Source organism: Bradyrhizobium huanghuaihaiense (assembly GCF_007830635.1).
Lineage (GTDB): Bacteria > Pseudomonadota > Alphaproteobacteria > Rhizobiales > Xanthobacteraceae > Bradyrhizobium > Bradyrhizobium huanghuaihaiense.
The window spans coordinates 280,056-302,807 of the sequence record NZ_VLLA01000005.1 but is presented as its reverse complement, the minus strand read 5'-3'; the positions used below and the strand labels follow the sequence as shown (position 1 = coordinate 302,807).

Here is a 22,752-nt window from a genome sequence, read left to right as displayed (position 1 = left end):
ACGCTTCCTGCCTCCAATCCGGAGTAATCAATGACGTCCGAACGCAAAGCACCTTCGGCGCACGCCGTGCCGCGACCGCAAATCGGCCCGTTCGCGCAGTTGATCTTCGGCTCGCGATGGCTGCAGGTGCCGCTCTATGTCGGCCTGATCATCGCGCAGGGCGTCTACGTGCTGCTGTTCCTGAAAGAGCTCTGGCATCTGGTCGTGCATTCCTTCGACGCCAGCGAGCAGCAGATCATGCTGGTCGTGCTCGGACTGATCGACGTCGTCATGATCTCGAACCTGCTGGTGATGGTGATCGTCGGCGGCTACGAGACCTTCGTCTCGCGGCTCAACCTGAGCGGCCATCCCGACGAGCCGGAATGGCTCAGCCACGTCAATGCCAGCGTGCTCAAGATCAAGCTGGCGATGGCGATCATCGGCATCTCCTCGATCTCGCTGCTGCGGACCTTCATCGAGGCCGGCAATCTCGGCACCACGCGCTCCAATTTCACCGAGAGCGGTGTGATGTGGCAGGTCCTGATCCACCTGACCTTCATCATCTCCGCGATCGGCATCGCCTGGGTCGACCGCCTCAGCGAGAACGGCCACCGCAAGCCGGCAAGCCACGGCTGAGCGCGGGCGCGCTTGAGGCGACGTCACGAGGTCGGCGGATAGGCCGCGTTCTCCCGCCGCTCGCGCTCGCCCAGTTCGCGCACCAGCTCCTGAAGGAAGGAGTCCGTGTAGGCGGGTAGCGTCCGCTCGGCACGGACGTAGATGCCGAGATCGGACCAGACCGGGCTGCCGGCGTTGTCGAGCGGCAGGAAGACGAGCTGGCCGTCGCGTGACAGCCTGTTGATGCCGAGCTGGGTCTGGAAGGCGACACCGACGCCGCGCGCGGCGAGCTCGCGCATCAGGTCGATCGAGTTGGCCTGGATCGCCGGCTCCGGCGTCTCCGAGAGCTGTGCGATCAGCGGCTGCAGCAGATGATAGATCGACAGCTCCGGCAGCGCGTTGATGACGGGGAAGGCGAGGCATTGCTCCAGCGTCACCGTCTTGCGGCGCGCCAACGGATGCTCGCGTGCGACCACCGCCCCGAGGCGAAACCGCTTCAAGGCGACCTGCCGCAAATCGGGCGGGTGGCGGAGCGCCATGGCGATGCCGATGTCGGCTTCGCCGCGGCTCAAGGACTCCAGCACGTCCGACGATCCCTTCACCTCAGTGGTGAAGCTGACGCGGCGGGCGCGGCCGCGATGGGACGCGATCAGGTCCGGCAGCACGGATTCCGTCAGCGATTCGATGCAGGCGATGCTGACGGTGCCGCTCCAGGCCCCGGAGAGGGAGGCGACGTCCGAGCGGAAGCGGTCGAGGTCCTGGAGCACGTTCATGACATGCCGGGCCAGCATCTCGCCGACCGTCGTCAGCGTCAGGCCGCGCGCATTACGCTCGAACAAGGGCGACCCAACCTCTTGCTCCAGCTTGAGAATCTGGCGGCTGACGGCCGAGGAGGCGACGTTCAGGACGCGCGCCGCAGCCCGGATCGAGCCGGTGCGGCGGACGGCGTGGAAGTACTGGATGGCGGGTGAATGAAATCGCATGGGGTCCCCTGGGGAGGACTATAGCCGTTGCCGAAACGGCAGCAACATGTGCGAAATTCTCTGCTTTTCGAGAGCGCTGCTCCTCCTTACGTTCGCCGCCGGCCCGGCCGGTCCCCTTGGGGACCGCCGGGCTTCGCGCAACGAGGCGCCAGGGGATTTCGGGGTGGACGAGAACATCGCTTGCGAGCTGGAGCACGGGCCGGACACCCGTCTGGTCGATCGCCGACGAGCGGCCGCCTATGTCGGCGTGACCGCCGGGCGCTTCGAGCAATTGGTGCGCGACAACGTCGTGCCGCCGCCGGTCATGGTGGACAACAAGCGGCGCTGGCCGATCGCCTTGCTCGATGTCGCCAGGGAAGCGGTCGTGAGCAGCATGCCGTGCCTGCCGCAGGTGATGGCCGACGCTGCGCCGGAGGCACGCCCCTGCGAGCGCGACCCGGCACCGGCCGCGCATGAGTTGCCCGATCAGGCCTGGTTCGAGCAGCGCGCACGGTTCGTGCAGCGCGTGCGCCGCTCGCTGCTTTCGGGCAACGAGATCCGCCTCCTGCGCGAGTTCAAGCTGCTGAGGCAGAACCAGATCAGCATGTTCGGCTATTACGGCAGCTTCGAAGCGCTGATGGTGCGCGGCTACATCGTCGAGATCGATCGCAAGCCGCCATCGAGCCGGCCGCTGGTGACCTATCGCCTGACCGAGCGCGGCGAGCAGGTGGTGTCGGCGCTGAAGGACGAGCCGCTGATGTAAGCGGCCGCGTGGCGCTGCCGGGACCGTGTCGCCGTCGGAAGTCGAAGCCACGCTCCCTCCGGCCGGTTCGAGATATTCCAAAAAAACCGGCTGGACCTGATCGCAACTATCGCTATATTTTTCAGGATATAGCGGAACTGCGTCCCGGAGTTCTCGATGGAAATCAAGGTCAGATCGCTCACGACGTGCGAGGTGGCGGCCGACGGCGGCGCGATCTCGCTGGGTTTCGAGGACGTGACGGGCAATTCGGCTGCCGTCAGCGTCTCGCTCAACCAGGTCGGCGCCCTCATCATGACGCTGCCCGGACTGCTCGAGACGGCGCTGAAGGCCCGTTACGGCGACCAGAGCCTGCGCTACGCCTATCCGCTGGCGTCCTGGGTGCTGGAGCAATCGACCGACACGACCCAGCGCATCATCACGCTGCAGACCGAGGATGGATTCAAGGTGCGGTTCTCGATCCCGAAGGCGGAGCAGAGCCTGCTGGGCGAAGCGCTGACGCAGCCGATGCCCGAGATGACGGTACGGCCGAACTGACGGCCGTCACGATTTCCGCGAACGGGCGATGTCGCTCCTGAGCGCCTCCAGCTCCTTGTGGACGGCGCGCGCGGCGTCGCGCTCGATCTTGCGGTAGCGCGCGACAAGCTTCTCACCGAAGGGAGTCAGCATCGCGCCGCCGCCGTTCTTGCCGCCGGCCTGCGGCTCGACCACGGCATGCCCGCAGATGCGCTTGATCTCGTCGACGAGGTCCCATGCCCGCTTGTAGGACATGTCCATGGCCCGGCCGGCCGCCGAGATCGAGCCCTGCTCGCGGATCTGCTCAAGCAGCTCGATCTTGCCGGGGCCGATCCGGTCCTCGCCGTCGAGGTCGATGCGAAGGCTCAACTGGGGAAGCGGTTTGGCGCTGGCGCGCGGCATGACGAGGACTCTTGGATCAATTCGCAATTGAGATTGCCACTCTTGCCCACCGCCGACAAGGTGAGCGCGCGGTCCTTCATCACCGCACGGCGTGCATCTCCAGGAACGCCTTCACGCCGGTCACGGTGCCCGTATCCGACGGCACGTAGCCGGGCAGGGTGGCGACGGCGGCGCGAAAATCGGCGCTGCGGATGATCTCGAGGATGCGCTGCATCGGGGCGGTATCGAGGAAGGCGCGTTTGCAGACGAAGAAATAATCCTCGGTGAGGAGGCGGATGAAATCGAGGCCGAACTGCCGCGCGGCCGCCTCGACGCCGAAGCACGCATCCGCCATGCCGCTCGCGACATAGGCCGCGACCGCGGCGTGGGTGAACTCGATCTGCTGCGCGCCGTTGATCCTGCCTTCGTCGATGCGGTTTGCGGCGAGCAGCTGGTCGAACAACAGGCGCGTGCCGGAATCATGGTCGCGGTTGACGAACCGGACTTTTGGTCCGGTGAGGTCCTGCAGCGAGGCGATGCGCAGCGGATTGCCGCGCGCGACCATCAGGCCCATCTCGCGCGTGACGAAGCTGATGATGCGGTCCTCGCGCGGATCGAGCCATTCACGCGCGGCCTTGATGCCTTGCGCACGCAGCGCGCCGTGCGGCAGATGCAGGCCGGAGAGGTCGCAGGCACCTTGCGCCAGCGAGACCAGCGAATGCTGGTTGCTGACATAGCGCAGATCGACGCCGATGCCGGGCTCGCGGTCGAGGAATTCGCGCAGCTTTGCGACCGCAAAGCCGTGGCTGGCATGGACGCGGATCACGGATGGGCGCTGTTCGAGGAACGGCTTGATCTCGCTGGCGAGCTCCTGCGCCAGGTTTTCGAGCTGCGGCCCGAGGCGCGCCTGCATGCGCTCGCCGGCCCAGACCAGCCGCTCGCCGAACGGGGTCAGCTTCGAGCCCTTGCCGCGCTGGGTCTCGACCAGCGGCGTGCCGAAGAACTCCGACCATTGCTCGATCAGATTCCAGACATGCCGGTAGGAGAGATGCGCGTCGCTGGCGGCGCTGGTGATCTTGCCGGTCTTCCGGATTTCGTTGAGCACGCCGAGCATGACGGCGACGGTGCGCGGGCTGCCCTCGCGGCGAAACCGCCAGACAGCCTCGATCTCGATCTGAAGCATCGGCCTTTCCTTATGAACTACACTTCATATATTCGGCGTCCATTTGCAGATCATATCATATTTACTCCGGCCAATAGACGCCTAGTCTGGCATACCAGAACAGGAGGAGATATGATGTCAGTTGCATATGACTTTGCGCATTCGCCGGCGACCGAGTTCATGGCCCGGCCGCAGCACCTGCTCATCGACGGCCGCCGCGTCCCCGCCAGCTCCGGCCGCACCTTCAAATCCCTCAATCCTGCAACGGGGCAGGTCATCGCCACCGTCGCCGAGGGTGGCGAGGCCGATGTCGAGCATGCCGTGGCCGCGGCACGCCGGGCGTTCGAGGGCCCGTGGCGGACGATGCGCGCCTCCGAGCGCGGCCAGATCCTGCTGCGCTGGGCGGACCTGCTGAAGGCACACGCCGAAGAAATCATCGAGCTGGAGTCGATCGATGCCGGCAAGCCGATTTCCGCGACGATGCGCCAGGACTTTCCCGCCGCCGTCGACACGCTGATCTACTACGCCGGCTGGGCCGACAAGATCAGCGGCGACGTCGTGCCGGTGCGTGACGATGCCTTGACCTACACAATGCGTGAGCCTGTCGGCGTGGTCGCGGCGATCGTGCCGTGGAATTTTCCGCTGATGATCGGGATGTGGAAGCTCGCGCCGGCGCTGGCCTGCGGCTGCACCATCGTGATGAAGCCGGCCGAGCTGACCTCGCTGTCGGCGCTGCGCATCGCCGAGCTCGCGCTCGAAGCCGGGCTGCCGGCGGGCGTGTTCAACGTCGTGACGGGTCCGGGGCGCGTCGTCGGCGATGCGCTGGTCAATCACCCCGACGTCGACAAGGTCACCTTCACCGGCTCGCCCGGTGTGGGCCGCGGAATCATGAAGGGCGCGGCCGGCAACTTCAAGCGCGTCTCGCTCGAGCTTGGCGGCAAATCGGCCAATATCATCTTCGATGACGCCGATCTCGAAGCGGCGAGCAAGGCGGCGGCCTCCGGCATCTTCTTCAATGCCGGCCAGGTGTGCTCGGCCGGCTCCCGCGTGCTGGTGCAGGAAAAGGCCTATGACGAGGTCGTCGAGCGACTGGCTGCGCGCGCGAAATCGCTCAGGATCGGCGATCCGCTCGACCGCAAGACGGCGCTCGGCCCCGTCATCTCCGAGAAGCAGATGAAGTCGATCCTCGACTATGTCGATATCGGCCGGAAGGAGGGCGCGACCCTCGTCACCGGCGGGACGCGGGTCGGCGAGCGCGGTTACTTCATCAGCCCGACGGTGTTCGCGGATGTCGCCCACGAGATGCGGATCTCGCAGGAGGAAATTTTTGGCCCCGTCGTCAGCGTCATCAAGTTCAGGGACGAGGCCGATGCGCTGCGGATCGCCAACGGCACCGCCTACAGCCTCGCCGCCGGCGTCTGGAGCCGTGACGTCGGCAAGCTGCAGCGCTTCGCCAAGCGGGCCCGCGCCGGCACGGTCTGGATGAACACCTATGGCTATACCGACGTGCGCTTGCCCTGGGGCGGCGAGCGCGACTCCGGCCTCGGCCGCGAGCACGGCACCGCGGCGCTCGACAATTTCACCGAGCCCAAGGCTGTCTGGATGAATCTGGCCGTCTGATAACCTCCCGATCGGCCAATCCTGGGCCCGCCTGATCGTCCGGTCAGGCGGGCTCTTTTTCGAGATCGATAAAATTGTCTGCATCCGGCTCAGCAGGCGCAAACCCTCCCGACAAGAAGCGCGGCGCCTTAAACCAGAGCTTTGGAACCGAGATGCATCCTGCCCGCAAAAGGGCAGGGCATCATCATGTCAATCTTCAGGGAGATCGTCGTGGCGGTTGCAGGAGTGTACGCGCTCCTGTTCGCCTGCGACGCGGTGTTCGGCGTCGGCGAGGCGCGGTTCGACGACGCCTATTACAGCGCCAGCTTCTACGCACCCAAGCCGAAGGAGTTTCGGTTCGCGAGCGACACGCCGCCGGCGGTCCGCGTCAGCGAAGCGTTCGCGCAGTTTGCGCCGAGCGATGCCAAGCCGAACAGGCGCTACTCGTCGCTGACGACGATCATCCGCTGACGCAGTCTCACTCGCCCTGCAGCCATTCCGCGACGCCGCGCCACAGCGTGTCGCGGTGGGCGGGGCGGAAGAAGCCGAAATGGCCTATTCCCTTGGCGCCGACTTCGGACGGCGTCACCGTCAATACCTCCGGCTTGATCGCGGTGAAGCCGCCCATGAGCAACTCGACCGCGGGCCGCGTCGCCCAGGGATCGTCCGAGAAGCACAGCGCGCGCAGCTCGCCCTTGAACTTGGCGAAATTGTCCAGCGCCGGCAGCTTTGAATCGAACAGATAGCGCGGGCTCCGGACCCATTCGGCCCATTGCAGGAAGACGCCCTTGGGCAAATCCTCGCCGATGCCGGCCCAGCCCGGCGCGTAGCCGAGCGCGTGGGCCAGCGGCACGCCGACGAAATTCATGAAGGCGTAGACGCGGTATTTCTCCGGCGAGGTCATCAGCCGCCAGGTCGCGGCCTGCGAGGCCACGAAGGCGGCGCGGGAGATCTCGCTGTTGTTCTCGATCAGCCCGAGCGCCTGGCCGCCGTAGGAATGGCCGACATAGGCAAGGGGCAGCGTATTGTACCGCTCGCGCATCCAGCGCACCGCGGCGGTGACGTCGAGCGCGGCCCAGTCCGACATCGAGGCCTTGAAGCCGACCAGCGATTTCGGCTGGTTGTAGCCGACCATCGCCGGCAGCCGGGAGTCGCCGATGCCGCGGTAGTCGTAGGTGAGGACCGCGCAGCCGCGATGGGCGAGGTAGGAGGCAAAGCCGCGATAGATTTTTCGCGGGACGGCGGTGGCCGAATTGATCAGGACGGCGTGGCGCTTGGTGCCGCGCGGCAGGAACAGGGTGCCGGCCAGCGCATACCCGTCGGCCGCCGGGAAGCTGATCTCGTCGATGAAAACGTCGTCCAGTGCGGCGTCCATGGGCGGAAGGTGTCTTGCCGGTTTCCTCGCTACCCCTAGCAAATGCGAATTCAGCTTTGCCCGCAAGGGTTTGCAATGCGAAACGGATTTACAACTGGCGATGTCGTGCCAGCCTGTGTATAAGGCGGCCCTCGCAACCCCTAGATCAGGTTGTGCTTTTTGCTTCACGGAGAGATTGCGATGTCCGAGCGGTGGACGCCCGAGTCCTGGCGCAGCAAGCCGGTGCTACAGGTGCCCGATTATCCCGACGCCAAGGCCCTGGCCGACGTCGAGGCGCAGCTTGCGACCTTTCCGCCGCTGGTGTTCGCCGGCGAGGCGCGCAATCTGAAGAAGGCGCTGGCCCGTGTCGCGGCCGGCGAGGCCTTCCTGCTCCAGGGCGGCGACTGCGCCGAGAGCTTTGCCGAGCACGGCGCCAACAACATCCGCGACTTCTTCCGCGTGCTGCTGCAGATGGCGGTGGTGCTGACCTATGCAGGTGCGGTGCCGGTGGTGAAGGTCGGCCGCGTTGCCGGCCAATTTGCAAAACCGCGCTCATCGCCGACCGAGAAATTGAACGGCATCGAGCTGCCGAGCTATCGCGGCGACATCGTCAACGATATCGCCTTCACCAAGGAAGCGCGCGTGCCGGATCCGCAGCGCCAGTTGATGGCCTATCGCCAGTCGGCCGCGACGCTGAACCTGCTGCGTGCGTTCGCCACCGGCGGCTACGCCAATCTCGGCAGCGTGCATCAATGGATGCTCGGCTTCCTCAAGGATAGTCCGCAGTCCCGCCGCTACAAGGAATTGGCCGACCGCATTTCGGATGCGCTCAATTTCATGCGCGCCTGCGGCCTCGATCTCGAGGCCCATCCCGAGCTCCGCTCGACCGATTTCTATACCAGCCACGAGGCACTGCTGCTCGGCTACGAGCAGGCCATGACCCGCGTCGATTCCACCACCGGCGATTGGTACGCGACCTCGGGCCATATGATCTGGATCGGCGACCGCACCCGCCAGCTCGATCACGGCCACATCGAATATTTCCGCGGGATCAAGAACCCGATCGGGCTCAAATGCGGCCCGTCGCTGAAGCCCGAGGAGCTCCTGAAGCTGATCGACGTGCTCAATCCCGACAACGAGCCGGGCCGGCTGACGCTGATCGGCCGCTTCGGCTCCGACAAGGTCGGCGAGCATCTGCCGAACATGATCCGCGCTGTGCAGCGCGAGGGCAAAGTGGTGGTCTGGTCGTGCGATCCCATGCACGGCAACACCATCACCTCGACGTCGGGCTACAAGACGCGGCCGTTCGACCGCATCCTGTCCGAGGTGAAGTCGTTCTTCGCGATCCACGCCGCCGAAGGCACCCATGCCGGCGGCGTGCATCTGGAGATGACGGGCAAGGACGTCACCGAATGTCTCGGCGGCGCCCGCGCGATCACGGACGAGGATCTCAACGACCGCTACCACACGGTCTGCGATCCTCGCCTCAACGCCGAGCAATCCATCGACATGGCCTTCCTGGTCGCCGAGCTGCTGAAGCAGGAACGCGCCGGCAAGACCAAGCCGATGCCGGCCGCAGCGGGGCTCTAGGACCTTGCTGCGAATCTGGAAGGCCACGATCAATTCCCGCAACGGTCTGGCTTTTGCGTTCCGCTCGGAGCAGGCCATCCGCGAGGAGATCTTTGCGCTCCTTCTGTCGCTGCCGCTGGCCTGGTTCATCGGCGCGACTGCGATGCGTGCGGTCGAATTGATTTGTGCGGTCGCGTTCGTGCTGACGGTCGAGCTGCTCAACACCGCGATCGAGAAGCTCGCCGACCGTCTGACCATGGATCACGACAAGCAGATCGGCCGCGTCAAGGACATGGGCTCGGCCGCCGTTGGTGTGGCGCTGCTGATGGCGGGCGCGTTCTGGATCTTCGCCATCGTCGAGCGGCTGGGTTTCGTCTGACGAGAATTGAAAAGGGCGGCCATGACCGAACGTCTCAACGCATTCGCGGTCACGCTCGCCCAGCTCAATCCGACCGTGGGCGACATCGAGGGCAATGCCGCGAAGGTGCGCGCCGCGCGCGCGCAAGCCGCCGCCGACGGCGCCGATCTCGTCCTGTTTCCGGAATTGTTCATTTCTGGCTATCCGCCGGAAGATCTGGTGCAGAAGCCGGCCTTCCAGGCCGCCTGCCGCGTCGCGATCGAAGCGCTCGCCCGTGAGACCGCCGATGGCGGGCCGGCCATGCTGGTCGGCACGCCCTGGGTCGAGGACGGCAGGCTTTACAATGCCTGCGCGCTGCTCGACGGCGGCCGCATTGCCGCACTTCGCTTCAAGTGCAATCTGCCGAATTACGGCGTGTTCGACGAGAAGCGGTTGTTTGCGCGGGGACCTGCGGCCGGCCCCGTCACGGTGCGCGGCGTTCGCATCGGCGTGCCGATCTGCGAGGACATCTGGCTCGAGGAGTCCGAGGACTACGAAAACGTGGTCGAGACCCTGGCCGAGACCGGCGCCGAGATCATTTTGGTGCCGAACGGCTCGCCTTACGCCCGCGATAAGAACGACGTGCGGCTGTCGGTGGCGGTGGCGCGCGTCACCGAGAGTGGGCTGCCGCTGGTCTATCTGAACCAGGTTTGCGGCCAGGACGAACTGGTGTTCGACGGCGCGTCCTTCGCGCTCAACGGCGACCTCTCGCTCGCAGCGCAACTGCCGGCGTTCGAGGAGAACGTCACCACGCTGCGCTTTACCCGGAACGGCGACGACTGGCGCTGCACGGGGCCGATCGCGGAGCAGGTCGAGGGCGACAAGGCCGATTACGCCGCCTGCGTGCTGGGCCTGCGCGACTATGTCGGCAAGAACGGCTTTCCCGGCGTGCTGCTCGGCATCTCCGGTGGCATCGACTCTGCCCTGTGCGCGGCGATCGCGGTCGACGCGCTCGGCGCCGACCAGGTCCATGGCGTGATGCTGCCTTATCGCTATACGGCGGCACACTCGATTGCGGATGCCGGCGAACTCGCCGGCCATCTCGGCATCCGCTACGAGGTGTTGCCGATCGCGGAAGCCGTGACCGGGTTTGAGACCATCTTGTCCGGCATCTTCAAGAACCTGCCGCCCGATATCACCGAGGAAAACCTCCAGGCCCGCACCCGCGGCACGCTGCTGATGGCGATCTCCAACAAGACCGGGCTGATGGTGGTGACCACGGGAAACAAGTCGGAGATGTCGGTCGGCTACGCCACGCTTTATGGCGACATGAACGGCGGCTTCAACCCGATCAAGGACATCTACAAGACGCAGGTGTTTCGCTTGGCGAGCCTGCGTAACGGCTGGAAGCCGGATGGTGCGCTCGGGCCCGCGGGCGAGGTCATTCCCCCTGACATCATCACGCGTCCGCCGACGGCGGAGCTGCGCGAGAACCAGACCGATCAGGATTCATTGCCGCCTTACGACGTGCTCGATGCCATCCTCGAGCGTCTTGTCGAACGCGAGGAGCCGCTCGATGCGATCATCGCCGCCGGCTTCGACCGCGACACGGTCACCCGCATCGACCATCTGCTCAACGTCGCCGAATACAAGCGCCGCCAGGCCGCGCCCGGCGTGAAGGTGACGGCCAGGAATTTCGGCCGCGACCGCCGCTATCCCATCACCAACCGCTTCCGCGACAAGGGTGAGAGGCCGCCGGCCCCGGACGAGACGCTGGTCTCGCGCGGCAGCAAGGCGTCGATCGACGCGTTCGAGGGGTAGCATCGGAGAGAGACGGACGTTCTCGCCACACATCTATCTGTCATCATCCGCGAAAGCGGATGATCCAGTACTCCGCAGCGGATGTTGTAGAAACCGACTCCTGCCGCGGAGTACTGGATGCCCCGCCTTCGCGGGGCATGACAGTGGAGCGAGGTGCGAATTCACATGAGCGCTACGACGGGGTTGCGAAAAACAGCACCCGCAGGAAGTGCGTGTATTCGGATTCGAGCACCATGATCGACACGAATACCAACACCGCGATCGGCGGCAGCAGGATGGCATAGGCCAGGGCCAGTCGCTCCCAGGCCATGTGCATGAACACGGCGACGATCAGGCCGGCCTTCAACATCATGAACAGCAGGATCAACGACCACCTCAGATAGCCGTGCAGGCCGAAGTAGTCGACGAGATAGGAGCCCGTGCTGAGGACGAACAGCCAGCCCCAGACCACGAGGTAGAGCTTGATCGGGTGCTGTTGACCCTTGGCGTGAACGGCTCCCGTTGCGACTGCGCCATGCGCCGGAGCGTGGAGCTGTCCTTCCATGTGTACCGCCGCGTTTGTCATGCGCCGACCTCACCAAAGGTAGAAGAATGCAAAGATGAAGACCCACACGAGATCGACGAAGTGCCAGTACAGGCCCATGATCTCGACGATCTCGTAGTACCCCTTGCGGCTCGTGAAGAAGCCGCGCCTCTCGACGTCGAAGTCTCCCCGCCAGACTTTTCGCGCGATCGCGATCAGGAAGATCACGCCGATCGTCACGTGGGTGCCGTGGAAGCCGGTGATCATGAAGAAGCTCGCACCAAACTGCGGCGCACCCCATGGATTGCCCCAGGGCCGAACCCCCTCCATGATCAGCTTGGTCCATTCGAAGGCCTGCATTCCGACGAAGGTTGCGCCGAAGGCTGCAGTGACCAGCATCAGGATTGCGGTTCTCACGCGATCGCGGCGGTAGCCGAAATTGACGGCCATCGCCATCGTTCCGCTGCTGCTGATCAGCACGAAGGTCATGATGGCGATCAGGATCAGGGGGATGTGGTTGCCCCCGATATTGAGGGCGAAGACTTCGCTGGGATTCGGCCACGGCACGGTCGTCGACATGCGCGCCGTCATGTAGGAGAGCAGGAAGCAACTGAAGATGAAGGTGTCGCTGAGGAGGAAGATCCACATCATGGCCTTGCCCCAGGACACGTTCTTGAAGGCACGCTGATCGGACGCCCAGTCGGCGGCGATGCCGCGCCAGCCTTCAAGCCGCGCAGTCGGTTGGCCAGAATGTGTCAGCACGGTCTCAGCCATCTGGTCTTGCCTCCCTAGCTCAGCAATCGGCGGCAGATGTCGACGAAATCATCGGTCCAGCCGGTGAGAAGACCGAGCAGGACAAGCCAGACCAGCAGCAGGAAGTGCCAGTAGATGGCGCACAGTTCCACGCTCAATCGCATCTCGGCGATCTTGGCGCCACGCCACATCTTGGCTGAGGTGCGGCCCAAGGCCACCAGACCGCCGGTCAGATGCAGCCCGTGCACCGCGGTCAACAGGTAGAAGAAGGAATTCGCCGGATTGGACGCCACGAAGTATCCGGCGGCCCCGAGCCGTTGCCAGGCCAGGAGCTGTCCGGCGAGGAAGATCACGGCAGATGCTCCGCCAGCGAGCAGACCGATCATGACGCTCTCAGTGTCCTGTCGCCGAGCAGCCACGTATGCCCATTGCAGCGCGACGCTGCTCAGGACCAGGACGCCCGTGTTGACCCACAGCAGCCGCGGTATCGGCAGCGGCCGCCAGTCCACCACGCTCATGCGCATCGAGTAGGCGCTGATGAAGAGGACGAATAATGCGCTGGCGACAGCGAGGAACACGCCAAGTCCGACCTTCGCTGCCGGCCAGGTCATGGCATCGCCGCCGGGGAAGTCGCCGACCGCGCCTTCCTCCAGCCAGGGCTTGGCCGTCAGCCGCTGGTGCGACAGCCACCATCCGGCGATCACCGCAAGCACAGCCAGGAACAGAATGATGGCGCTCACGAAGCAGCTCCCTGAACGAGCTGCGTCGCGCGTGGCGGCTGGTTCTGCGGAATGAAGTCCTCCGCGGCGCCAGGCACGCTGTAATCATAAGCCCAGCGGTACACGACCGGGAGCTCCTTGCCCCAGTTTCCGTGCCCTGGAGGCGTCTCCGGCGTCTGCCACTCCAGCGTCGTCGCCCGCCACGGATTGCCGCCCGAGGCCTCGCCTTTGAACAGGCTCCAGGCGAGATTGAACAGGAACACCATCTGGCTGAAGCCGACGGTCAAGGCCACGACGGAGATGAAGGCGTTCAGTGAATGGGCCGAGGACGGGATGAACGACGTGTCCCCGAGCTCGAAATACCGGCGCGGAACCCCGAGCAGTCCGAGATAGTGCATCGGGAAGAAGATCAGGTAGGCGCCGAGGAAGGTGACCCAGAAGTGAAACTTGCCGAGGGCGTCGTTCAGCATCCGCCCCGTCACCTTTGGGTACCAATGATAGATCGCGCCGAGCACGACCATGATCGGTGCCACGCCCATCACCATGTGGAAGTGCGCGACCACGAACATGGTATCCGAGAGGGGCACGTCCACGACGACGTTGCCGAGGAAGAGGCCGGTGAGCCCGCCGTTCACGAAGGTGATGATGAAGCCGAGGGCGAACAGCATCGGCACCCTGAGATGAATGTCGCCGCGCCACAGGGTCAGCACCCAGTTGTAGACCTTGATCGCGGTGGGGATGGCGATGATGAGCGTCGTGGTGGCGAAGAAGTACCCGAATTGCGGGAACATGCCGCTCACATACATGTGGTGCGCCCAGACGATGAAGCTGAGCGCGCCGATCGCCACGATCGCCCAGACCATCATGCGGTAGCCGAAGATGTTCTTGCGCGCATGCGTGCTGATCAGATCGGAGACGATGCCGAAGGCGGGAAGGGCGACGATGTAGACCTCGGGGTGGCCGAAGAACCAGAACAGGTGCTGGAAGAGCAGTGGGCTGCCGCCGCCATGCTTCGATAGTTGTCCCATCTCTACGAGGGAGGGCATGAAGAAGCTGGTTCCCAGGAGACGGTCGAGCAGCAGCATGACCGAGGCAACGAACAGGGCAGGGAATGCCAGCAGCGCCATGACGGTCGCCGTGAAGATGCCCCACACCGTCAGCGGCAGGCGCATCAACGTCATGCCGCGCGTGCGTGCCTGCAGCACCGTCACCACGTAATTCAGCCCGCCCATGGTGAAGCCGATGATGAACAGGATCAGGGACGACATCATGAGAATGATGCCCCAATCCTGCCCGGGCGTTCCGGAGAGGATTGCTTGCGGCGGGTAGAGCGTCCAGCCGGCGCCGGTGGGGCCGCCGGGCACGAAGAATGTCGAGGCCAGCACCAGGACCGCGAGCAGGTAGACCCAGTAGCTCAGCATGTTCACATAAGGGAAGACCATGTCCCGGGCGCCGACCATCAGCGGGATCAGGTAGTTGCCGAAGCCACCCAGGAACAATGCGGTGAGCAGGTAGATCACCATGATCATGCCGTGCATGGTGATGAACTGGAGGTACTGGTTGGCATCGATGAACGAGAAGGTGCCGGGGAATCCCAGTTGCAGCCGCATCAGCCACGACAGCACCAGGGCCACCAGCCCGATGGCCGTGGCCGTCAGCGAATACTGAATGGCGATCACCTTGGCGTCCTGCGAGAAGACATACCGTGTCCACCAGCTCCTCGGATGATAGAGCTCGACGTCAGGTACTTCGGCAGGCGGGATGCCTTCGATCCCTTCATATGGAATATCGACCATAGAAACCTCCTCGGTCGTTTCCATCGGAAGCGAGGCGTTGGCCTCATGCACCCGATCTATTTCGTGGCGGCAGCTCGCTACTTGCCACCGGATTGGTATGTCGCCTTCACGATGGCTTTTGCCGAAGACAATTCGGCAAACGTCTTTTGTTGCTCCAGCCAAGCGTGATATTCACGCTCCTCGTCGACGATGACCTTGGACCGCATCTGATAGTGAGCCGCGCCACAGAGCTCCGCACAGAGAACATCGAACGTCCCGGTTCGGATCGGCGTTATCCAGAAATAGGTCACCATGCCTGGGACCATGTCCATCTTGGCGCGGAATTCGGGCACGTAGAAATCGTGCAGGACATCGACCGAGCGGAGGAGAACCTTGACCGGCTTTCCCAATTGAAGGTGCAGGTCGCCGTTCTCGATCACGACGTCGTCCTGCGCGTGGGCGTCGTCGCGATTGAGACCCATCGGATTGTCGGCTGCGATGTTGCGGACATCGGATGTGCCCAACTTCCCATCCTTGCCCGGAAGGCGGAAGCTCCACTGCCATTGCTGGCCCATGACCTCGATCTCGGTGGCATCCGCAGGCACCGTCACGAACTGGTGCCAGACCACGAGGCCAGGCGCCAGCATGGCCGCGACGCCGACGCCGGTCCCGACGCTCAGCCACCATTCGAGCCTTTTGTTTTCCGGATTGTAGTCAGCCCGTCTTCCCTCCTTGTGGTGAAAGCGGAAGACGCAGTAAGCCATGAAGGCGATGACCGCGACGAAGACGAAGCCGGTGATCCAGAACGTGATGTTGATGGTGTGGTCGATATAGGCCCAGTTCGTGGCGATCGGCGTCCACCACCACGGGCTGTAGATGTGAAACAGCACCGAGCCGATCGCGACCAGAAGCAGTATCAGTGCGACAGCCATCCTGATCCATCCTTGCCATCGAAGGCTGCGGATACGAATCCGGGGCGGAGCTCATGTCTGTCGCGATGGCTGGCCTTTCTTGGTTGGCATCTATGCCATCGCCGGCCTTTTGCCTCGCCCATTCCACGGGTCGCGAAATCAAGAGAACGCTTCGCGACCATCACCTAAGGGCGTCTGCGTCTAAAATGATACCGCCCCAATCCGGCGTCAATAGAGCAATGTAGGTGCCCCGACGTGGCGTGGTTGCCGTCGCCGGCAAGCCGACAACGCATCAGGTGCGCATGTCGGGTCTGGTTGATGCAACGCACAAGCCCGCGCTGGTGCACAATTCACCTAACCGTGAGCACAGCCGTGGCCCGCGCGCGCTAAGCTTGCGAGGCAGGTCGCGACGGGTTCCGCGGCCAGGCTCTGTTCGCTGAACCTGGGTTGCCGTACCCGACCCATCGCGTTTCCTGCTCGTCAGGCGGACACGCGTGGCTGAAAAGCGCGTGTTATCGACAATCGCGATTTTCAGCACGGGAGGCTCCGTTCATGGCCACTCTGTACTCCCACGATATCATCAGGCGGCACGTCTTCGGCGAAGCGGCCTCCTATCCCATTCGCAAGATCAGCTTGTCGGACCTGACCGAGGCGCTGCGCCTGGGTTGGGACGATTTCCAGGCGATGCCGAGTCACGCGATCGTCGTGTGCGTGATTTATCCCGTTCTCGGTCTCGTGCTGTTCAGGATGGTTCTCGGCTATTCGGTGTTGCCGCTCCTGTTTCCGCTGGCCGCCGGCTTCGCCTTGATCGGGCCTTTTGCCGCGATCGGTCTCTACGAACTCAGCCGGCGTCGCGAACGTGGCGAGGAGGTCGATGCGTGGGATGCGATCAAGGTGCTGCGCGCACCGTCGTTCGGTGCCATGGTCGAGCTCGGCGTGCTCCTGCTGGTCCTGTTCGGGGCCTGGATCGGTGTCGCGAACGCAATTTATGTCACCATCTTCGGTCACGCGGCGGCTGCAAGCATTCCCGACTTCGCGACGCGCGTGCTGACGACACCGGAAGGCTGGTCGCTCATCGTCGTTGGTTGCGGTGTCGGCTTCCTGTTTGCGGTTGTGGCCTTGTGCGTCAGCGTCGTGTCGTTCCCGTTGATGCTCGACCGGCATGCGACTGCGATCGACGCGATCCGCACGTCGCTCCGGGCGGTGGCAACGAATCCGGTTGCGATGGCCGGATGGGGTCTCATCGTGGCGGCGCTGCTCGTGATCGGCTCGCTGCCGCTCTTCGTCGGTCTCGCGGTCGTTCTGCCGGTGCTCGGTCATGCCACCTGGCACCTCTATCGGCGGATCGTCGAGCCAAACCCGAATCCACCGGACGAGCCGCCGCCGCCCCCGAAGGGAAAGCGCTACGCAGCGGACTTTCCGGCCAATCTCTTCCCGTGGAGCCGCGAGGGCGAGCAGTAACTGCGAAACGGCCGCGCCTGGCGGCCGCCTTCGCTTGAGGTGACGGGTTAGGACTACTTCTGCTGCTGCGGCAGGAAGGTCGGGCCGACCGAACGGATCGGCTTGTTCTCTGAACTCGGCGCAGCCGTGCCGGTATCAGCCGGCGGCGTTGCCGCCGGTGCAGCGGCCGTCGTCGGCGCGGGCGCCGCGCCCTTCTTGGCGTTGGCAGGCTGCGGCGCGCCCTTGTTGAGGCGCTGCTGCTGCATCTTCCTGGCGCTCTCCTCGGTGACGATGATGTCGCCCTGCTGCTCGACGGTCGCCTTGTCGTCGGCCGATTTCAGCGCGTCGGCCCAGGTCTGTCCGGCCGCCTTGCAGGAGCAGGACGGGTTGAACTCGCTGCGGAATTTGAACGCCGTCGGCAGCGCCGTGTAGGGCTGGCCGCCGACGGAGACCGCCGAATTCATGTCCTCGCCGGGATTGCGATGGGTGTAGAGCACGGCCTCGGCGGCCGGGCACAGCGCCTTGCAGGTCTTCTCGTCGTCGGGGAAGCGCGCCGGCACGGTGGCAAACGAGATCGGGAAATAAGCGCCGTCGCAGGTGCGCACGCACACGGTACGGAAGGTGCCGGATTGCGGGCCGAGATCGGAGGGCGGCACGGCTTGCGGATTGTTCGGGTTGTTGCCGCCGTTGAAGAGGTTGCTCAGGAAGTTGCCGCCGCCCTGCGACTGCGCGGCGTTGGCATATTGCGGACCGCAATTGTTCTGCGCCAGCGCCATCAGCACCGAGCGGCGCTGGTTGTCGCGTTCCGGGCTGAAGCCGCCGGCGCCGCCGCGCAGGCGTTCGAGATTGCCGGTGATCTGGTCCAGATTGGCGCGCATCTGCTGGATCTGGGTGTTGACCGGGCTGCATTGCGCCTGCTGGCCGTTGAACAGCGAGAAGAAGCCGGAGGAGTCGCAGCCCATGCGCTTGGCCTGCATGGTGACGCGGTCGAGCTCGGCCTGCTGCTTGGCCTGGGAATCCTGATAACGGCGAATCTGCTCCTCGCGCGCGGGGTCGCCACCGCCGCCGCGATCGAGCGCGGCGAGCTGACCTTCCAGCCGTGCGCACATCGGATTGGGGCCAAGCCCGTTCTGGCCGGGCTGAGGCGGCGGGCCGGGCGGACCGGCCTGCGCGAAAGCGCCATTGGCGAGCACGACGGTGCCGAGGAGCACGGTGCAGGCAAGAAGGGAGCGGGCACGGGAGAGGGACAAAAATTCAGGCATATCCGCCATTCTAGCGAGGTCACGGCCCGGCATGATCTGGGGGCCGAAGCGCGCCCTCCAATAGCCGCTTCCTGCGGCATCGTCACGTCGTTTCAGGGGGCCGAAGACTGGTCCTAAGGTCCGCCAGCTCCGAGGGAATTCAGCGCTGGCAGGTGATTGCGACATATTCGTCGCAATGGCCATGGGAGCAGTTTGCGCCGGTTTTGGGGACAGAGCCGGTAATTTCGTCGGGATCGACCCGGCGATAGCTTGATGCCTGGGCAAAATCCCGTGACTGGCAGTAGGTGCGTGCGACCTGCGCCCCGCATTTGTCGCCCTTGGCCAGGCACTTGTCGACGCCGTAGCCGTCCGCCTGGTTGGCAATGATGAAGACGCGGGTCTCGGCGAATGCACCGGATGCCGCGACGAGGGAAGCACAAGAGACGAGCGCGAACAGGGATCGCATGGGGGTACCGGGGGCTGGAGACCGCCCGCTCTTAATAAACTCAAAAGGTTAAGGGGAATGGAACCATTGCGGCGGGCCGGTGCGCATTGCGGGGAGAAGGCGGCATTTTCGCGGCTCCCTTGACGTCGGGGCACCTCATAGCCCATATGTTCCCGCATGAACGGTCTCCTCGCCATTTGCATCATTTGCGAGATTACGAGCTAGCGATTCGCTGGCTGGAGCCGTCTTTTCTCAAACACATTGAGAGCACTGGACGCCCGGCCAACAGCCGACGGGTGTCCATATGGAATTGCGCCTTTACGATACGCTGACGAAGGAAAAGCGCCCCTTCGTGCCGCTCGATGCGAAGAACGTCCGCATGTATGTCTGCGGACCGACGGTCTATGACTTCGCCCATATCGGCAACGCGCGACCGGTGATCGTGTTCGACGTGCTGTTTCGGCTGCTGCGCCACACTTACGGCGAGGCGCACGTCAAATATGTCCGCAACATCACCGACGTCGACGACAAGATCAACGACCGTGCCGCGCGCGACTTTCCCGGCCTGCCGCTGAACGAGGCGATCCGAGAGGTCACCGAGCAGACAGGCAAGCAGTTTCACGCCGACGTCGATGCGCTCGGTGCGCTCAGGCCGAGCGTCGAGCCGCGCGCGACCGAGCATATCGCCGAAATGCGCGAGATCATCGAAAGGCTGATTGCCGGCGGCTTCGCCTATGCCGCCGAGGACCACGTCCTGTTCTCGCCGCAGGCGATGAACGCGGCCAACTCCTCGCTGCCGCGCTACGGCGCGCTGTCCAATCGCTCGCTGGATGAGATGATCGCCGGTGCCCGCGTCGATGTCGCGCCCTACAAGAAGGGCAACACCGACTTCGTGCTGTGGAAGCCGTCCAAGCCGGGCGAGCCGTCATGGCCGTCACCGGCCGGCATCAAGGCCGAGGGGCGCCCAGGCTGGCACATCGAGTGCTCGGCCATGGCCTGGAAGCATCTCGGCGAGCATTTCGACATCCATGGCGGCGGCATCGATCTCGTGTTTCCGCATCACGAGAACGAGGTCGCACAGACCTGCTGCGCGTTCCACCAGGAGCGCATGGCGAACTACTGGATGCACAACGGCTTCCTGCAGGTCGAGAGCGAGAAGATGTCGAAGAGCCTCGGCAACTTCATCACGATCCACGAACTGCTCAAGGATTGGCCGGGCGAGGTGCTGCGCCTCAACATGCTGAAGACGCATTACCGCTCGCCGATCGACTGGACCATGAAGTCGCTGGAGGAGAGCGCCAGGACGCTCGACGACTGGTATCGCGTCGCCGCCGACGTCGTGCCAGGCGAGCCGGCCGCATCCGTGGTCGAGCCGCTGCTTGACGACCTCAACACGCCGCTGGCGATCGCGGCGCTGCACGGCTTGCGTGGCGAAGCCGCTGCATTGTCGGGTTCGTTGCGGCTGCTCGGCTTCCTCGCCGAGAGTGCCGCGCAGTGGGAAAGCCGCAAGCAGCAGGCGAGCGGCGTCGATGCCGGGGAAGTCGAGCGCCTGCTCGCGGAGCGGACGGCTGCGCGTGCGCGGAAAGATTTCAAGGAATCCGACCGAATCCGCGATCTGCTCGCCGCGATGGGCGTTGCGATCAAGGACTCCAAGGACGGAACGACCTGGGAGGTCGCGCGATGAAGCGGCCCGACACGCCGTTCCCCCGGCACTGGCTCTATTACATCGCGCTGAAGATCCTGCTACTCGGCGCCGCCGTGGCGATCGTGCTGAAACTCTATGGGATGTGGTGAGGACGATGGGACAGACTTTGCCAAAGCCCGCACTTAGGCCGTTCCTGCCCGATGACGTGCCGGTGCTCGCTGCGATCTTCACCGCCAGCATCGAGCAGCTGACCGGCGACGACTACAGCGAGGTGCAGCAGCAGGCCTGGATGGAGGCGGCGGAGGACGAGGAGTTCGGCAAGCGACTCGCGTCCGACCTGACGCTGATCGCGACGCTCGAGGGCTCGCCCGTCGGCTTCGCCTCGCTGCGCGGCGCCGATCACATCCGGATGCTCTATGTGCACCCGGCCGTGGCCGGGCAGGGCATCGCGACCATGCTCGTCGACGCGCTGGAAAAGCTTGCCGGCAGCCGCGGCGCCAAGAGCCTTTCGGTCGATGCCAGCGATACCGCGGAGGGCTTCTTCGCCAAGCGCGGCTACACCGCCCAGCAGCGCAACAGCATCACCATCAACGACGAGTGGCTCGCCAACACCACCATGAAGAAGACGCTTGGAGCTGTGCCATGAGCAAGGAGCGTCTCTATCTGTTCGATACCACGCTGCGCGACGGGGCGCAGACCAACGGCGTCGATTTCACGCTGACCGACAAGCAGGTCATCGCGGCGATGCTCGATGACCTCGGCATCGACTATGTCGAGGGCGGCTATCCCGGCGCCAACCCGCTCGACAGCGAATTCTTCGCGACCAAGCCGAAGCTCAATCATGCACGCTTCACCGCCTTCGGCATGACGCGCCGGGCAGGGCGCTCGGTCTCCAACGATCCCGGCGTCGCGGGCCTTTTGGAAGCGAAGGCGGATGCGATCTGCTTCGTGGCAAAGTCGTCGGCCTATCAGGTGCGCGTCGCGCTGGAGACGACGAAGGAGGAAAACCTCGCCTCGATCCGCGACAGCGTCGCCGCCGCGAAGGCGGCGGGCCGCGAAGTGATGCTCGACTGCGAGCATTTTTTCGACGGCTACAAGGAAGACGCCGCATTCGCGCTGGCCTGCGCCACGGCTGCCTATGAGGCCGGCGCGCGCTGGGTGGTGCTGTGCGACACCAATGGCGGCACCATGCCCAGCGAGGTCGAGGCCATCGTCACCGAGGTGACGAAACACATCCCCGGCGATCACGTCGGCATCCACGCCCATAACGACACCGAGCAGGCGGTGGCGAATTCGCTGGCTGCGGTCCGCGCGGGCGCGCGGCAGATTCAGGGCACGTTGAACGGCCTCGGCGAGCGCTGCGGCAACGCCAATCTCTGCTCGTTGATCCCGACGCTGAAATTGAAGAAGGACTTTGCCGACGTTTTCGAGATCGGCGTCACCGCGGAGAAGCTCGCGACGCTGGTGAAGGTGTCGCGCACGCTCGACGACATGCTCAACCGCGTGCCGAACCGGCATGCTCCTTACGTCGGCGAGAGTGCCTTCGTCACCAAGACCGGCATCCATGCCTCCGCCGTGCTGAAGGATCCGCAGACCTATGAGCATGTGCTGCCGGAGCTGGTCGGCAACCATCGCAAGGTGCTGGTGTCCGATCAGGCCGGCCGCTCCAACGTCATCGCCGAGCTCGACCGCGCCGGCATTGCTTACGAGAAGAGCGATCCGAAGCTGACGCGCCTCGTCGAGGAATTGAAGGAGCGCGAGGCGCAGGGCTACGCCTATGAATCCGCCAACGCCTCGTTCGATCTTTTGGCGCGCCGCACGCTCGGCAAGGTGCCGCATTATTTCGAGGTCGAGCAGTTCGACGTCAATGTCGAGCAGCGCTACAACGCGCTCGGCGAGCGCGTCACGGTGGCGCTGGCCGTGGTCAAGGTCGATGTCGCCGGCGAGCATCTGATCTCGGCGGCCGAAGGCAACGGCCCGGTCAATGCGCTCGACGTCGCTTTGCGAAAAGACCTGGGTAAGTACCAGAAATACATCGAGGGGCTGACGCTGATCGACTACCGCGTCCGTATCCTCAATGGCGGCACCGGCGCGGTCACGCGCGTGCTGATCGAGAGCGAGGACGAGAATGGCGACCGCTGGACCACGGTCGGCGTGTCCCCGAACATCATCGACGCCTCGTTCCAGGCGCTGATGGATTCGGTGATCTATAAGCTCGTGAAATCGGGCGCGCCGGCGTAAGAAA

General features: G+C 64.5%; 23 protein-coding genes. 12 read left to right on the top strand and 11 right to left on the bottom strand.

The genetic code is table 11. From position 1 onward, the window contains the following. Positions 1-30: 30 nt before the first annotated feature. A complete protein-coding gene (locus IQ16_RS14120; RefSeq protein ID WP_018645510.1) occupies positions 31-615 on the top strand; it encodes a TIGR00645 family protein in 585 nt (194 codons plus the stop codon). 23 nt (positions 616-638) lie between these two features. Here the strand turns inward: IQ16_RS14120 and IQ16_RS14115 are convergent, their stop codons facing one another. Next, positions 639-1,577: a LysR family transcriptional regulator gene (locus IQ16_RS14115; RefSeq protein WP_145831528.1), complete on the bottom strand. Its 939-nt coding sequence runs from the start codon at positions 1,575-1,577 to the stop codon at positions 639-641. Positions 1,578-1,740: 163 nt separating this feature from the next. Here IQ16_RS14115 and IQ16_RS14110 point away from each other — a divergent pair, with 163 nt between their 5' ends. Next, complete coding sequence (locus IQ16_RS14110; RefSeq protein ID WP_026312398.1) at positions 1,741-2,319, top strand: hypothetical protein; 579 nt, start codon at positions 1,741-1,743, stop codon at positions 2,317-2,319. 156 nt (positions 2,320-2,475) lie between these two features. Next, the gene (locus IQ16_RS14105) at positions 2,476-2,853 is read left to right on the top strand and encodes a hypothetical protein (protein ID WP_018645513.1); all 378 of its coding nucleotides are present in this window, start codon (positions 2,476-2,478) and stop codon (positions 2,851-2,853) included. Positions 2,854-2,859: 6 nt separating this feature from the next. Here IQ16_RS14105 and IQ16_RS14100 read toward each other — a convergent pair whose 3' ends face one another. Continuing rightward, entirely contained in the window at positions 2,860-3,234 is a 375-nt protein-coding gene (locus IQ16_RS14100) for a winged helix-turn-helix domain-containing protein (protein WP_018645514.1), read from the bottom strand. 79 nt (positions 3,235-3,313) lie between these two features. Beyond that, the gene (locus IQ16_RS14095; RefSeq protein WP_018645515.1) at positions 3,314-4,396 is read right to left on the bottom strand and encodes a substrate-binding domain-containing protein; all 1,083 of its coding nucleotides are present in this window, start codon (positions 4,394-4,396) and stop codon (positions 3,314-3,316) included. Between the two features lie 114 nt (positions 4,397-4,510). Here IQ16_RS14095 and IQ16_RS14090 point away from each other — a divergent pair, with 114 nt between their 5' ends. Together IQ16_RS14090 and IQ16_RS14085 are read left to right on the top strand one after the other, a co-directional pair. After that, entirely contained in the window at positions 4,511-5,995 is a 1,485-nt protein-coding gene (locus IQ16_RS14090; RefSeq protein WP_026312399.1) for an aldehyde dehydrogenase family protein, read from the top strand. 186 nt (positions 5,996-6,181) lie between these two features. Continuing rightward, positions 6,182-6,445, top strand: coding sequence for a hypothetical protein (locus IQ16_RS14085; protein ID WP_026312400.1), 264 nt, complete (start codon positions 6,182-6,184; stop codon positions 6,443-6,445). A gap of 7 nt (positions 6,446-6,452) precedes the next feature. Here the strand turns inward: IQ16_RS14085 and IQ16_RS14080 are convergent, their stop codons facing one another. Continuing rightward, complete coding sequence (locus tag IQ16_RS14080) at positions 6,453-7,349, bottom strand: alpha/beta hydrolase family protein (RefSeq protein ID WP_018645518.1); 897 nt, start codon at positions 7,347-7,349, stop codon at positions 6,453-6,455. Between the two features lie 180 nt (positions 7,350-7,529). On the opposite strand from IQ16_RS14080, the gene IQ16_RS14075 reads away from it, so the two are divergent. Genes IQ16_RS14075 through IQ16_RS14065 form a run of 3 tightly spaced genes read left to right on the top strand, consistent with a single transcriptional unit; the run spans position 7,530 to position 11,055 of the window. After that, positions 7,530-8,918 carry a class II 3-deoxy-7-phosphoheptulonate synthase gene (locus IQ16_RS14075; protein WP_018645519.1) on the top strand — a complete coding sequence of 463 codons (1,389 nt, stop codon included), beginning with the start codon at positions 7,530-7,532 and terminating at the stop codon, positions 8,916-8,918. Between the two features lie 4 nt (positions 8,919-8,922). Beyond that, the gene (locus tag IQ16_RS14070; protein ID WP_018645520.1) at positions 8,923-9,276 is read left to right on the top strand and encodes a diacylglycerol kinase; all 354 of its coding nucleotides are present in this window, start codon (positions 8,923-8,925) and stop codon (positions 9,274-9,276) included. A gap of 21 nt (positions 9,277-9,297) precedes the next feature. Beyond that, positions 9,298-11,055 carry an NAD+ synthase gene (locus IQ16_RS14065; RefSeq protein WP_018645521.1) on the top strand — a complete coding sequence of 586 codons (1,758 nt, stop codon included), beginning with the start codon at positions 9,298-9,300 and terminating at the stop codon, positions 11,053-11,055. A 172-nt stretch (positions 11,056-11,227) separates the two neighbouring features. Here the strand turns inward: IQ16_RS14065 and IQ16_RS14055 are convergent, their stop codons facing one another. The 5 genes from IQ16_RS14055 to IQ16_RS14035 form a co-directional block, all read right to left on the bottom strand. Continuing rightward, a complete protein-coding gene (locus IQ16_RS14055) occupies positions 11,228-11,620 on the bottom strand; it encodes a cytochrome C oxidase subunit IV family protein (RefSeq protein ID WP_018645522.1) in 393 nt (130 codons plus the stop codon). Positions 11,621-11,629: 9 nt separating this feature from the next. Next, the gene (locus IQ16_RS14050) at positions 11,630-12,352 is read right to left on the bottom strand and encodes a heme-copper oxidase subunit III family protein (protein ID WP_018645523.1); all 723 of its coding nucleotides are present in this window, start codon (positions 12,350-12,352) and stop codon (positions 11,630-11,632) included. 14 nt (positions 12,353-12,366) lie between these two features. Next, positions 12,367-13,071, bottom strand: coding sequence for a cytochrome c oxidase subunit 3 (locus tag IQ16_RS14045; RefSeq protein ID WP_018645524.1), 705 nt, complete (start codon positions 13,069-13,071; stop codon positions 12,367-12,369). Further along, positions 13,068-14,846 carry a cbb3-type cytochrome c oxidase subunit I gene (locus IQ16_RS14040; protein ID WP_020608000.1) on the bottom strand — a complete coding sequence of 593 codons (1,779 nt, stop codon included), beginning with the start codon at positions 14,844-14,846 and terminating at the stop codon, positions 13,068-13,070. The genes IQ16_RS14045 and IQ16_RS14040 overlap by 4 nt, the downstream gene beginning before the upstream one ends. Before the next feature lie 77 nt (positions 14,847-14,923). After that, a complete protein-coding gene (locus tag IQ16_RS14035; protein WP_018645526.1) occupies positions 14,924-15,757 on the bottom strand; it encodes a cytochrome c oxidase subunit II in 834 nt (277 codons plus the stop codon). A 531-nt stretch (positions 15,758-16,288) separates the two neighbouring features. On the opposite strand from IQ16_RS14035, the gene IQ16_RS14030 reads away from it, so the two are divergent. Then, positions 16,289-17,197, top strand: coding sequence for a DUF2189 domain-containing protein (locus IQ16_RS14030; protein ID WP_018645527.1), 909 nt, complete (start codon positions 16,289-16,291; stop codon positions 17,195-17,197). Between the two features lie 53 nt (positions 17,198-17,250). Here IQ16_RS14030 and IQ16_RS14025 read toward each other — a convergent pair whose 3' ends face one another. Continuing rightward, positions 17,251-18,447: a DUF2865 domain-containing protein gene (locus IQ16_RS14025; RefSeq protein ID WP_018645528.1), complete on the bottom strand. Its 1,197-nt coding sequence runs from the start codon at positions 18,445-18,447 to the stop codon at positions 17,251-17,253. Positions 18,448-18,577: 130 nt separating this feature from the next. Beyond that, positions 18,578-18,883, bottom strand: a complete 306-nt coding sequence (locus IQ16_RS14020) for a hypothetical protein (RefSeq protein WP_018645529.1) — start codon at positions 18,881-18,883, stop codon at positions 18,578-18,580. Positions 18,884-19,166: 283 nt separating this feature from the next. On the opposite strand from IQ16_RS14020, the gene cysS reads away from it, so the two are divergent. The 3 genes from cysS (at position 19,167) to cimA (ending at position 22,748) form a co-directional block, all read left to right on the top strand. Further along, positions 19,167-20,546: a cysteine--tRNA ligase gene (gene cysS / locus IQ16_RS14015; protein WP_018645530.1), complete on the top strand. Its 1,380-nt coding sequence runs from the start codon at positions 19,167-19,169 to the stop codon at positions 20,544-20,546. 115 nt (positions 20,547-20,661) lie between these two features. Then, entirely contained in the window at positions 20,662-21,153 is a 492-nt protein-coding gene (locus IQ16_RS14010; protein WP_018645532.1) for a GNAT family N-acetyltransferase, read from the top strand. Continuing rightward, a complete protein-coding gene (gene cimA / locus IQ16_RS14005) occupies positions 21,150-22,748 on the top strand; it encodes a citramalate synthase (RefSeq protein WP_018645533.1) in 1,599 nt (532 codons plus the stop codon). The genes IQ16_RS14010 and cimA overlap by 4 nt, the downstream gene beginning before the upstream one ends. Positions 22,749-22,752: the final 4 nt, after the last annotated feature.